The sequence below is a fragment of the Thalassotalea loyana genome, assembly GCF_030161435.1.
Taxonomy (GTDB): Bacteria; Pseudomonadota; Gammaproteobacteria; order Enterobacterales; family Alteromonadaceae; genus Thalassotalea_G; species Thalassotalea_G loyana.
Map to the genome: position 1 here is coordinate 89,264 of NZ_BSSV01000002.1, position 11,698 is coordinate 100,961.

The window sequence follows — 11,698 nt, forward strand, 5'->3', positions numbered from 1 at the left end:
AATATTCAATAAAACATCACAAAAAGCGACGAGGGAATAATCCAGACCGCCCTAACAAAAAAGATATTCGTGGTTTAATCTTATGGATTGATGACCAATATTTACCCGAAATACGCGTTAATTCGGCACATTTCAACATGCGGTTATATAGTAATAATTAGGTCGAAAGCCAAAACGGCTAAGCTAACTGAACACAAGAGTTTGCCTTACTGTTTAACGCCCCTACCTGAGGTCATCTGAAATTTCGGCAATATCCTTATTAATCTCATTCAGTGCACTTTTGCATTCTTCTGATAAGTTGTCGTTCGTAACGATATGTTCAATTTTGTCGGTAATTTGTGCCAGTGGCTCAGCAATTTGACTTGCTAGTTTTTCTATACTTTCTTTCTTAAGCTTCACTGTACGTGCGAGCTCTCGGTTTAAGTCATCAATTTTTTGCGTGCGTTCTTCAACCTTTTCTTTAAGTTGTTTATTTGCATTTCTCTCAACATTTCGGCTGTAGATGAAAAAGCTCAACAGGCCAAACAACACAACACCTAGTAATAATGATAACCAATATTGAAATGCTTGTTTGGCTTTCACATCATTGAGAGCCTGTTGCTGTTTCAATTGATTAATTTGTTGTGAGAGCTGCTTAGATTGATAACGAGCTAACTTCGTATTTAGCGCAGTATTGGATAATTCATACTGCTTATTAATCGCAAACTTTTGTGACGCTAAAGATTGCGTAATATTTCCTTGGTTGGCGTAAATCATAGCGTAGAGCCATGCAATATCTTTGACTAATGCTTCATCCTTAGCTGGCATAGCGATATCGTTTGCTTTGGATAAATACGATAGTGCATTCACTGTATCTTGACTCGCAAAATAACTTTTAGCCAAGACATACAATGCGCCTGATAACGCCTTTTGGTGACCTACTTTTTCAGCTAATAATGTAGACTCTTTAGCAAAAGCCTGTGCTTGTTCAAAGTTGCCAAGTTCAAATTGAATTTCTGATAAATTATGCAACGTTGATGCTAAACGGTAGTCATTTTTAGTCGTCTGATAATAATCTCGTGCTTTCAAACCAAATTTAAGAGATTTGTCATATTGTTGCGCTTGTTTGAGTGGCACACTGTATTCCGCATAGATCTGAGTCAGTTCTTCTTGATTTGAGTTTTCAGTATGCCATGCCAATAACTCCTCAAAGTACTCAATCGCGTTATCAAATTGACGTAAATTGATATAAAGCACAGCTAGGTTGTGCTTAATGTCAATTTGATCTCGAACACTGCCATAGCGCTGATAAAGTGCTTGAGCCTCACTATACGCTGCTAACGCACTTTCATATTCAGCAATGCGGGTGTTAACTAAAGCAATATTGTTCAATAGGTTAGCTTGCTGAACATAATCATTAGTCATGCGATAATGCACTAATGTAGCGTTATAGCCGTCAACAGCCTTTTCATAATCACCAAGATAATAATAAGTAATAGCTTCCAACTTGTTAGCTTTTGCAACATGCTCAGGAAAGCCTTGTAATTCGGCATAGTCAGCTGCCTCAATGGCACTTTTCTGAGCGCCAGGGATATCACCTTTTGCAATTAAACGCTGTGCTATTGCCAAATTAATTAAAGATTGCTCGACGGGTGAGCTAACTTCATTCTCAAGCGTGCTCAATGCTTGCAGAACCTCTTGATGATCCGTCATAGATTGCGCTTTTTCGATGCGCTGTTCAAATTCGCTTTGTAACGCATAAACGTTAGTAACAAATATTAATGAACTGATGAAAATTAAGTGTCTTAGCATTTTATTGTTTTTCAGGAGAACGAGGCTCAAAACGAGCAAAAAAGTAATTAACATCAGAAAAATAGCACGATAACGCGTTTTTTCCTAGTTAGGAGCTGTGTGAAACTATTTATTCCGCTTTATCTAAATCAAGACAAATAATTATATTTTGTGCCACATTAGCGATGAACATTTAACCTAGCGAAATGCCTGTCTGCCAGACTAAAGTCGTGTGATACATAATACGTTTAGCTGTTTTCTCGGGAGCTATTTGTGACTACGGGCTCGGTAAACGGACAATTTATCCAACATCCAAGTTTCGACTTCAACCAATTGTCCTGGCTGACATTCTAAATGGTAGGCTTTCCCAGTCCACGAACTCTTACTTGCAAGGCGTTCGATAAAATGCTCTGCACTGTCTGCGTACTTCTTGCCACGTCTTAGTTTTAATCTAAGGTGATCAGCGGCTCTCGTAGCGTCATGACTATCACCATTGCGATGAAACCTGCAACCACTTTTTTCTACCGTTGAAATTAAATACTCAATCTCCTGGCTGGCAATCTCTTTTTCTTCGGCAAACACAACCTGACTGCACAAAGCCCCAAAAACGAAAAGTAATACACGTATCATGTCAGCTACCACTATAAAACCTAACTACACTATATAAATTAATTTTATACATTGCTTTATTAATTCCTTCACAGTGACATTAAAGCGCATGCATTAATTATTTGTTTTACAACAATGTAACCAAGTATGTTTAGTTTGCTTTTTGCGTTACATATTCCTCTTAAAATTAACTCAGTTAAACCGACCAAAAGCTTGATCTAGTTCATAAAACTCACTTGATGAGTCCGAATACCGTTGTTAAGTTTAAAGGTAGAGGAGGATTGAATGATGAAAAAACCTTTATACATTGTAGGTGTTGATGGGAGTGAGTGGAGTAATCGAGCAGTTATGCGTGCGATTAATCTAGCAAAACAAACTAATGCTCAAGTAGAGCTGATATCCGTTATTGAATTTGGAAAAATTCAGCCTATTTTAATGGAGGGTACTGAACCTTACATTATCGACAAAGGAAATGAGCAAGATGAAACCCTGAAAAAGATCATTACCCCTTTGCTCGAAAAATACAAAGAAACTGGTGTCGAGATTAGCTACCAATTGTTATGGGGTGACCCCGTCGATGTATTACATGAATGTGCAAAACACGAACAAGCAAATATGTTATTTATGGGGCGAAGAGGCCGTTCTAGGTTTGTTGATTTATTACTTGGTAGTGTTGCAAATAAAATAGCACACAAAGCAGGCATTCCAGTGGTATTAGTACCGTAGATATATACTTTTTGCGCTAAAGTGCGACATATTGTCGCACTTTTTATTTCAATCGTTGTACACAATATTTAATCGGTCAGAATTAGCCACAACCCGATATAAAAACAACAAATCAACTAGAGTAGTACAAATAGTATGTGGCAACGAAATACACTGTTTAAGCTGTCCGCTTTATCCCTAACCTTTATCCAATCGTTTTATGTCTACGGCGAGAATCAACCAACACCCGATGCGATCGATATAGAACGAATTGTAGTGACTTCATCAATGGAGCAATTGAATAATAGTTACATCGCCTATGATCAAGCGAAAACATCAGACTTGTCAGATTGGTTAACTTCTATTCCAGGTGCAAACGTCAATAAAAATGGACCTATTGTTGGTATTGCGCAATATCGAGGGCTATATGGGGACCGAGTCTCTGTAAAAGTTGACGGTCAACCAATCATTGGCGCAGGTCCAAATGCTATGGATACGCCTCTTAGCTATGCTGCAAATATAACGAGCGATTCGTTAACGCTGTACCGTGGTATTGCCCCCGTTAGTGCAGGAATAGAAACCCTGGGTGGGGCCATTGATGTAAATACACAAAGTGTTGAACTCAATGATTCAAAAAAATGGACAGCCAATGGCAGTGTCAATGCCGCATACGCAAACAATAGTGATGCTAACAAGGTTTCTACCTTCACTAATATAGCTAACCAAGCATTTGGCGCACTTGTGTACGTGGATTTTCATCAAGGAGACGATATTGAAACGGCATCTGGTGAAACCATCACACCAACAAAATATAACAAGACCCAAGCTGGCTTAGAGACCAAGTGGCAACAAAGCGAAGAAAGTATTCTGGGCCTAACTTACGATTACACTGATACTCAGGATTCAGGTACGCCAGCACTGCCGATGGATATAACATATATATTTACCCATCGAGTTGGATTAACTGGCAGTCACTATTTCACTAGCAGTCAATTGAATTGGAGCCTTGGTTATACAGACGCTGACCATGAAATGGATAACTTTAACAATAGACCCAATAACAATATGAATGGGTTTAGAACAAATAATGCCGATTCAGAAAATTATAGCTATAACATCCATTGGCAAAATGATAACTGGCTTGTTGGTGCAGATGGTATTTATGCTGATCATAATGCAACAATCACCAACCCTAATAATACTATGTTTGAAGTTAAAAACTTCAACGACGTTGAAGAAGCCAAACATAGCCTATTCGTTCAATATCATAATCAAGCAACAGAGCACGGTGTGAATTTCGGCGCACGGATCAAACACATCAGTGCAGATGCTGGGGACGTCAGTCATCACATGGCGATGATGAACCCTGCCGTTGGAGATCTGGTTAACGATTTTAACAACAGTGATAGAAGTCAGTCATCAATCGATATCGACTTAACTTTCGAGTATAAAAATCAACTTACACCACATACGCTCCTGTCATTCGCAGCTGCACGAAAAGAACGAGCACCAAGTTATCAAGAGCGATACCTTTGGATACCAATGGAAGCTACTGGGGGGCTTGCAGACGGTAATACCTACCTAGGTGACGTCAATTTATCTTCCGAAACTGCTTATCAAACGAATCTGGGTCTAACCTATCAAACGAAAACTTGGCAGGTACTTGCAGACATGCATTACCAATACATTGATGACTACATTCAAGGTGTACCGTCTCAAAACATGCAAGCGATCATGATTGCCAACATGATGATGAATAATGATACCGTTTTACAATACGACAATGTTGAAGCGTCTTTATACGGCGCAGAAACACTTATCATTTACCACCTATCATCCGCTTGGCAGACAAGCCTGCAAGCAAGCTATGTTCGAGGCAAGCGCGAAGATATAAGCGATAACCTTTATCGCGTTGCACCACTAACTGCAGCTTGGGCAATTAGCTACCAGCAAGAGAGCTACTTGGCAGAAATCAAACTACACGCGGTCGCCGAGCAGGATAAGGTATCAAACACAAACAAAGAGCAAACGACGCCCGGTTATGGTTATCTAGATCTGCAGTTTGCTTATACACCGACATCACAAATCACACTAAAAGCAGGTATCAGTAATTTATTAGATAAAGATTATCAAAACCATCTATCGGGCTATAACCGTGTAAATCATAGTGAGATTGATGTAATGGAGAGATTCCCTTCGGCTGGTCGCGATATTTGGCTCGCAGTCGATTACGACTTTTAACCGCTTAATGTTTCCACATAAATGTTTCCACATAAATGCTTACGCATTTACCTTTGCCCTAGCCTCACTTGCTGAAGCTAGGGCGTTTTTTTAACTTACGCTGCAAAGTCCTGCGATGCATAGAAAGCTGCCTTGCTGCTGCAGATACATTACCATTATTAAGTTTTAGTACTTGGTTTAAATGCTCCCACTCCAACTGTTCCGAGGAAAGTGTTTCAACAGGTGCATCAGCTAACTTGACGTTTGTTCCTTCAATCGTCTGTAACAGCATTTTGCTATCGATAGGCTTTGCTAAATAATCGTCGGCCCCACGCTTGATTGCGTCAACAGCTGTCGCAATACTTGCATAGCCGGTTATTAAAATAATTCGAGCGTTTGGGAGCGAATTACGCATTGGACCAATTAGCTGTAGCGCACTATCTTCCCCTAAATGCATATCAAGTAAAACAACATTTGGCTGGACGTCGAGGCATTTGATTAATGCTTGGTCAAAGCAGTAAACTTGATGACAATCAAAACCATAACGAGATAAACGTCGAGCAAGAGTCGTTGATAGCACCTCGTCATCTTCAACAATTAACAAGCGTTGTTTGCACATTTGATAAACCTACTTTTGAGCGGCGAATGGTAAGGAGATAGACACCATCGCCCCACCAGATTGTCGTTGGTGATTAGTGAGAATAATTTCTCCATTAATACGTTCAATACTTGCATTACTTAGCATTAATGCCACACCTAAACCGGTCGTAATACTCGATGCACTATGATTAACGCGATCAATCACCTGCTCTGAAAAGCCACCACCAAAATCAACAATATCAATAAGCAACAACTCTTCTTGTTGATAAAAGCAAACCTCAATTTTTTCTTGTTGATTGGCCAAAGAGGCTTTAACAGCGTTATCAACAAAGTTAATTAACGCTGGTAACAAACTGCTATCACACAATATTTCATGATGACTCACCCGGTCTGCAATTTGAAAATCAAACGTTGTTTCGGGGTAGGTTAACAAACAGCTTTGCCTCAAGCGTTCAAATAAAGTTTCGATCGGTAAACTGTATTTATCACCACGCCTAATGACTTGGCTTTGCTCCCTAAAATCATGAAGTTTTTGTGCACATCGGGTAACTTGTGTTTGAAGATCACTAACGACTTCTGATTGTTCTTCATTGGCGAGATCGGCTAATTCATCGGATAAAAGTTGGATTGTAGAGATTGGCGTAGCCAAATCATGCGTTACTTGAGCCGATGCGACCCCTAATGCAATTATTTGTTCTTGTTTGAGTTGTTGTTCGCGGTACTTTGCAATCGTTAACTTATTTTTGTTTATGGCTTTTGCCATATTGCTCACTACGCTAATCACAACAATCGCAGTAAATAAAAAGTTTAGCCACATACCAATAAAGTGACCTTCCATATTGCCGTGCATGACGTGCATCGGCATCAACCACAGTAGCACGCTATATGCAACCACAGCTTCAATTGCGATCACTGTCATTAACCTTGCTGGTAACACAACCGCAGCGATTGCAATAGGAATAAGTAATAGTGAAACAAAAGCATTAGTCGCCCCTCCTGAAAAATACAGCAATGCAGTCAGGAAAATCACGTCAGCAGATAATTGAAAAAACACAAAACTGGGGCTATTCGCGTTTTCGGGCTTCTGGAAAAAGTATGTCAGCGCGTTAAAAACCGACTCAACGAAAATAATGGTAAATATCGCAAGCCAAGGTAATTGATATTCAAGAACAAGGTTAACAAAAATAACGAGCGCTGATTGAATAACTATCGATGCACTGCGCAAAAGAAGAATATAATCAGTAGAAGACTTAGCTGAAATAGGGAGCAACATAGTTGTGAAAATAGCCTTACCGATAGTTCGAAACATTAGGAAAATTTTACCATAGCCACCTCGTATTAAGTAACTAAATAATCGTAATAAAGTTTCATTTTTGTATTGTGCTCGGCCTACCCTAGCTTACTTATGGGAAAAGAATTTGGTGAAAAAAAACGAGGCTAAGCCTCGTTTAATTCGTTAACCGTAATTTTACCATGAATAGGTAACATCCTTGACTCTTTTCTCAACATGCATTGCTTCATAGACGTGATAAACATCAGCAAAGTCTAATGACAATTCGGTCGTGTAAGTATCACCTACAGGATAGCTTTTAATCACTTTCGCACCGCGGATAATACCTTGTACTTTCGCAGTTAATACTTGGTCTGCGATTAGCATGTCCGCCATCGTTGTACTGCCACTTACCTGCTGACCATAAACTTGTTCAGCAAGTTCGGCATAAGCGGCAATTTTTGACGCATTAATTGCCATTAGCATTCTTTGCGTTTCATTACTCGATTTTTGCAAGCTAATAGGCGCATGACCAATCGCTGTCAACACAGGGAACTCTTCAGGTTTCACGCGTTCATATTGAACATGCTTGTCAAAACTTGAACACGCATTAATAAACGTAGAAAACAACAAAACAATGATAATATTTCTCATAACTAGCCTCTACTTTGCGTCTTTGGCGGCTTGGCCTGCATTAGCATCGCGGTAAATTTTTCCGTTTTGCATTTTAACGTTTTGTTGGTGTGAGATTTCCTCTCCAATAACCCAATCGGGGATATAGGCTTGAGATGTCGCCACAACAACATTTGATTTCATACCGATAATGCGGGCATTCACCAAAACTCCACCGTCTTGTTTCGTCATCGTTCCGGTAACTACATAGTCAATTAATTGGCGAGACGGCAATTGTTGCCAATCACGACTTTGAACAAAATCGCCTTCAGGTGTTACCCGAATATTACCTGTCGTTTTATAATCAATAACTTTCAAACCATGATGTTGTAGTTCATACACCAAGCTCTCAGCTAATTGATTCCCTAGCCAATGGGTTGTTTCCAGATCATCTAGATTAACAAATGACGCAACTGCCACAGGCGTTTTAGGAGAAACGTAATCGCTTGATTTAATTAGATTATTAGTCATAACCTTGACGACATCGTTAATTGCATGAACTGGCATCGTTTCCATGGTTATTTTCTGAGTATTCGCTTGTTCATTCGCATAATACCCTTGCGTATCAGAATCTGAAGATGAGCATGCGACTAATAAACTTGGTAAAACAATTGCAAGCCAATGCTTCATAATTTATCCCCTTGTTGGGCCGTTATTGATATTTCTAGTGACTACTAAGCATTTTTTGCGCCAACAATCTATTGTTGGCAAATTTAATATCCACTATTTTAGGCACAATAAATGCATCTTACTTTGTAATTCAATGAAGCGACAAAAGCCTGACAACATAAAATATGCGTAAATTTGCAACACTATCAATAATGACTCTGCTACTACACTCAGCGCCATCCTACGCCGAATGGTTTCAGGCATCTGGTAGTTCGTTTATAGACAGTAGCGGTAAGAAAATAGCGAAAACGCGGGCAACAGAAAACGCCTTGAAAAAAGCGCTATTGGTTGCTGGAGCTTCCGTTTCTAGTGTTCAACAAGTCGTTAACGGCTTGATGACGAAAAACGAACTCAACGTTCGTGCAAGTGGCGTCGTTAATGGCTTTGAAATCGTTGAAGAGCAGTATCAAGATAACATTGTCACTATTACAATTCGTGCTGACATATTTCCACAAGACAAAAAGTGTTTTGCTGCTGATTATCAAAAAAGGTTGTTAGTGACCAAGGCCCACATAAAGCATCGTGAACAAGCTAACATAGGTGGGATCTATCAGCTTGATAGACAAATTGCTCATCAACTGAACGCACAACTGCAAAATAATACGCGTTATATGAAAACACAGTTAGCGCTTAATAGTCCTACTCAGTTTTCTCGTTATATTGATAGCTTCGAACAAGACAAACTGAAAGATTTAACGATTAGTATTGCTGATATGACACAAAGCCAGTTTGTGTTGTACACCGAGATCACAGACCTTTCGTTTGAAAACGAGGCAACAAATAGCTGGAAGTTCTGGCAAGAGAAAATTCTACCAAGAAATTTTTCAATAAAAATCCACTTATTTGATGGCAACACCGGTGAATCATTTTTAGAACAACAATACACAACCGCCTCCCCATGGACATACAAGTACCGTGAACAGGTCGATGTGGCGAGTAGTCAATTCCAAACCAGCCCTTATGGTCTTGGCATTAATCGAATATTAGAACAAGCAGTAATGGACTTAGATGAGTCATTAATGTGTCAGCCATCTAAAGCAAAAATTATTCACGCGGGTGATACTGAGTTAATTTTAAATATTGGTAAACGCCATGGTGTTAAGATTGGTGACGAATTTTCTCTATTACACCAAGAAAATTTTATTGCGAATAACGGTAAACAGTATACTGGATTTAACGTTAGCCCATATAAAGTTAAGGTCATTAAGATTACCCAAGATACGACTACTGCGACGACGATGAATGATGAAATATTGGATAATATTCAACACAATGACATCGCTGTAAGGTACTAATTATTTGGATAAAATGCATAAATTAGCTAAGATAATCGCAATGTCCCTGTAGCTCAGCTGGATAGAGCATTCGCCTCCTAAGCGAAGGGTCGGACGTTCGAATCGTCTCAGGGACGCCACCTCTCCACATAACCATTAGAAAAACTAATCCGAAAACAGTAATTTTTTTCGTTTGTTTAGTGCTGTATAAATCTTGATAATGCGCGCTCTTTTTTTACACAAATGTATTATTAAATAAACAAACACTAGGAGTAATACCCACTAATGAACGAAATGTTCTTCGACATCATCAGCTGGCTTGGTTTAGCCTTATGCATCGGTGCTTTTTTTGTTAAAGATATGATTAAACTCAGACTTGTGACTTTTACGGGTTGTCTATGTCTAGGCGTTTACTATACACATATAGATGTTGTTCAGGGTGTTATTTCAAATGTCATTATTCTTGCGATTAATGGCGCATACTTGTTTAAATTCAAATTTAATAAGCTTTTCAAACGTGACAAAGCTGCATTCGACGAAAAATTAGAAATTGCGAATTAAGCCTATTTATCGCCCATAAAAAAACCCGCTAATGCGGGTTTTTTAATTTTTAAAATCCTTTGTTAAACAGATTAGTTTTCCTGTTCAATTACAACGTCCCTATCTCCATCAGTGGCGCTATTGCTGAAAAAAGCGGATAAACCTAATACAGCGACTGCAAGCATCACGGTGGTCAATTTCAGTCCCCTAGGAGATGACCTATTCATTTTCTGCCTTCAGAGTTTTTATTTTATTTTTTCGACTCTTAACACACCAACACTACGCCATTAACTCAGCTATTTCAATACCTTTCCCACACTTTATTGAGTTTTTATTCTCCACTAGTGCAGTTACATCAATATCCTTTTAATTTATCGACAACATTGTCTACTTGTTCACCATTTAACATTGCCAAATAATTCTTAGCTATCTGCTCAATAATTTCCTTTTGATCAGTAATTGCCGCAATATGGGGTGTGATATCAATATTTGATGTTTGCCAAAAAGGATGGTCTGCTGGCAACGGCTCTTGTTTAAAAACATCTAATGTTGCGCCAGCTATATTGTTCAGCTGACATGCAACTAATAAATCATGTTCGTTAACGGTATTCCCACGACCAACATTTATGAGCCAAAGATCATGATTACAAGCATCGAAAAAGGTCTTATTTATCAAATCTTGCGTCTCTTCAGTATCAGGTAATAAATTGACGACGTAATCCATATCATTTAGCGCATGATAGAGTTCATCTTTCCCATACAAACACGGATAGCTTTTATCGAACTGTGCCGAACGGCTCCAACCGGTAACGTCAAATCCATTTTGAACCAAACTCCTTGCTACAACATCACCGATTTTCCCGACGCCAAGCACGATCACTCGATTTCCTTTTAAGCGCTTTTGAAACCTCCATTGTACTTCATCTTGTTGTTTGGCGAATTCCGCAAGTCGGCATTGCCTCATCAAAATAACGCCTAGAACATATTGAGCCATTTGCGTTGCTAAAGAATCAACCACAATTCGTGATAACGTAATATTGTTTGGAATATGACGATCAAAAGTGAAATGGTCTACCCCAGCGCCTAAAGACTGTGCAACCTTTAAGTTTGGCAATTGTTGCCATATATCAGCTGGGTGCTTCCACATAACCGCAAAGGACACATCCTCTGGCGATGATATGTTTGGCCACAGTTGAATATTTTCATTAGGTAAACGCTGTTGTAATAATTTTTGTAATTTTTCAGCGTTGCGATCAGTAATCACTAAAGCAATAGACATAGTCGTTCGTTACCGCAGTTTAATCTTATGGGAATAATGTAAGTGAGCAATATACCAAAACTTTTACTTTGGGTCTGTCTTACTTGCTTA

The 11,698-nt window shown here is 39.1% G+C and carries 11 protein-coding genes and 1 tRNA gene; 5 read left to right on the forward strand and 7 right to left on the reverse strand.

Features of this window, described 5'->3' with window-relative positions; all coding sequences use genetic code 11:
• Positions 1–222: 222 nt before the first annotated feature.
• Together QQK05_RS05520 and QQK05_RS05525 are read right to left on the reverse strand one after the other, a co-directional pair.
• Positions 223–1,791, reverse strand: a complete 1,569-nt coding sequence (locus QQK05_RS05520; protein ID WP_284296549.1) for a tetratricopeptide repeat protein — start codon at positions 1,789–1,791, stop codon at positions 223–225.
• Positions 1,792–2,037: 246 nt separating this feature from the next.
• Positions 2,038–2,400: a DUF5329 domain-containing protein gene (locus QQK05_RS05525; protein WP_284296550.1), complete on the reverse strand. Its 363-nt coding sequence runs from the start codon at positions 2,398–2,400 to the stop codon at positions 2,038–2,040.
• 264 nt (positions 2,401–2,664) lie between these two features.
• On the opposite strand from QQK05_RS05525, the gene QQK05_RS05530 reads away from it, so the two are divergent.
• Together QQK05_RS05530 and QQK05_RS05535 are read left to right on the forward strand one after the other, a co-directional pair.
• Positions 2,665–3,105: a universal stress protein gene (locus QQK05_RS05530; RefSeq protein ID WP_284296551.1), complete on the forward strand. Its 441-nt coding sequence runs from the start codon at positions 2,665–2,667 to the stop codon at positions 3,103–3,105.
• Between the two features lie 135 nt (positions 3,106–3,240).
• Entirely contained in the window at positions 3,241–5,325 is a 2,085-nt protein-coding gene (locus QQK05_RS05535; RefSeq protein WP_284296553.1) for a TonB-dependent receptor, read from the forward strand.
• Between the two features lie 64 nt (positions 5,326–5,389).
• Here the strand turns inward: QQK05_RS05535 and QQK05_RS05540 are convergent, their stop codons facing one another.
• The 4 genes from QQK05_RS05540 to QQK05_RS05555 all read right to left on the reverse strand — a co-directional run bounded on the left by QQK05_RS05540 (position 5,390) and on the right by QQK05_RS05555 (position 8,476).
• Positions 5,390–5,923 (reverse strand): response regulator transcription factor, encoded by a 534-nt coding sequence (locus tag QQK05_RS05540; RefSeq protein ID WP_284296554.1) that lies wholly within the window; start codon positions 5,921–5,923, stop codon positions 5,390–5,392.
• Positions 5,924–5,932: 9 nt separating this feature from the next.
• Entirely contained in the window at positions 5,933–7,213 is a 1,281-nt protein-coding gene (locus QQK05_RS05545) for a sensor histidine kinase (RefSeq protein ID WP_284296555.1), read from the reverse strand.
• Positions 7,214–7,372: 159 nt separating this feature from the next.
• A complete protein-coding gene (locus QQK05_RS05550; RefSeq protein WP_284296556.1) occupies positions 7,373–7,828 on the reverse strand; it encodes an LPP20 family lipoprotein in 456 nt (151 codons plus the stop codon).
• Positions 7,829–7,837: 9 nt separating this feature from the next.
• Positions 7,838–8,476 carry a FlgO family outer membrane protein gene (locus QQK05_RS05555; RefSeq protein WP_284296557.1) on the reverse strand — a complete coding sequence of 213 codons (639 nt, stop codon included), beginning with the start codon at positions 8,474–8,476 and terminating at the stop codon, positions 7,838–7,840.
• Positions 8,477–8,640: 164 nt separating this feature from the next.
• Between QQK05_RS05555 and QQK05_RS05560 the strand changes: the two genes are divergently transcribed.
• The 3 genes from QQK05_RS05560 (at position 8,641) to QQK05_RS05570 (ending at position 10,350) form a co-directional block, all read left to right on the forward strand.
• A complete protein-coding gene (locus QQK05_RS05560) occupies positions 8,641–9,810 on the forward strand; it encodes a flagellar assembly protein T N-terminal domain-containing protein (RefSeq protein WP_284296558.1) in 1,170 nt (389 codons plus the stop codon).
• Between the two features lie 42 nt (positions 9,811–9,852).
• A tRNA-Arg gene (locus tag QQK05_RS05565) sits at positions 9,853–9,929 on the forward strand.
• Positions 9,930–10,074: 145 nt separating this feature from the next.
• A complete protein-coding gene (locus QQK05_RS05570) occupies positions 10,075–10,350 on the forward strand; it encodes a YgjV family protein (protein WP_284296559.1) in 276 nt (91 codons plus the stop codon).
• Positions 10,351–10,684: 334 nt separating this feature from the next.
• On the opposite strand, the gene QQK05_RS05575 is transcribed toward QQK05_RS05570, so the two are convergent.
• Positions 10,685–11,608 carry a 2-hydroxyacid dehydrogenase gene (locus tag QQK05_RS05575; RefSeq protein ID WP_284296560.1) on the reverse strand — a complete coding sequence of 308 codons (924 nt, stop codon included), beginning with the start codon at positions 11,606–11,608 and terminating at the stop codon, positions 10,685–10,687.
• Positions 11,609–11,698: the final 90 nt, after the last annotated feature.

Coding starts and splice junctions, on each gene's coding strand:
- QQK05_RS05520 (WP_284296549.1), bottom strand. CDS start 1,791: ATGCTAAGACACTTAATTTTCATCAGTTCATTAATATTTGTTACTAAC.
- QQK05_RS05525 (WP_284296550.1), bottom strand. CDS start 2,400: ATGATACGTGTATTACTTTTCGTTTTTGGGGCTTTGTGCAGTCAGGTT.
- QQK05_RS05530 (WP_284296551.1), top strand. CDS start 2,665: ATGATGAAAAAACCTTTATACATTGTAGGTGTTGATGGGAGTGAGTGG.
- QQK05_RS05535 (WP_284296553.1), top strand. CDS start 3,241: ATGTGGCAACGAAATACACTGTTTAAGCTGTCCGCTTTATCCCTAACC.
- QQK05_RS05540 (WP_284296554.1), bottom strand. CDS start 5,923: ATGTGCAAACAACGCTTGTTAATTGTTGAAGATGACGAGGTGCTATCA.
- QQK05_RS05545 (WP_284296555.1), bottom strand. CDS start 7,213: ATGTTTCGAACTATCGGTAAGGCTATTTTCACAACTATGTTGCTCCCT.
- QQK05_RS05550 (WP_284296556.1), bottom strand. CDS start 7,828: ATGAGAAATATTATCATTGTTTTGTTGTTTTCTACGTTTATTAATGCG.
- QQK05_RS05555 (WP_284296557.1), bottom strand. CDS start 8,476: ATGAAGCATTGGCTTGCAATTGTTTTACCAAGTTTATTAGTCGCATGC.
- QQK05_RS05560 (WP_284296558.1), top strand. CDS start 8,641: ATGCGTAAATTTGCAACACTATCAATAATGACTCTGCTACTACACTCA.
- QQK05_RS05570 (WP_284296559.1), top strand. CDS start 10,075: ATGAACGAAATGTTCTTCGACATCATCAGCTGGCTTGGTTTAGCCTTA.
- QQK05_RS05575 (WP_284296560.1), bottom strand. CDS start 11,608: ATGTCTATTGCTTTAGTGATTACTGATCGCAACGCTGAAAAATTACAA.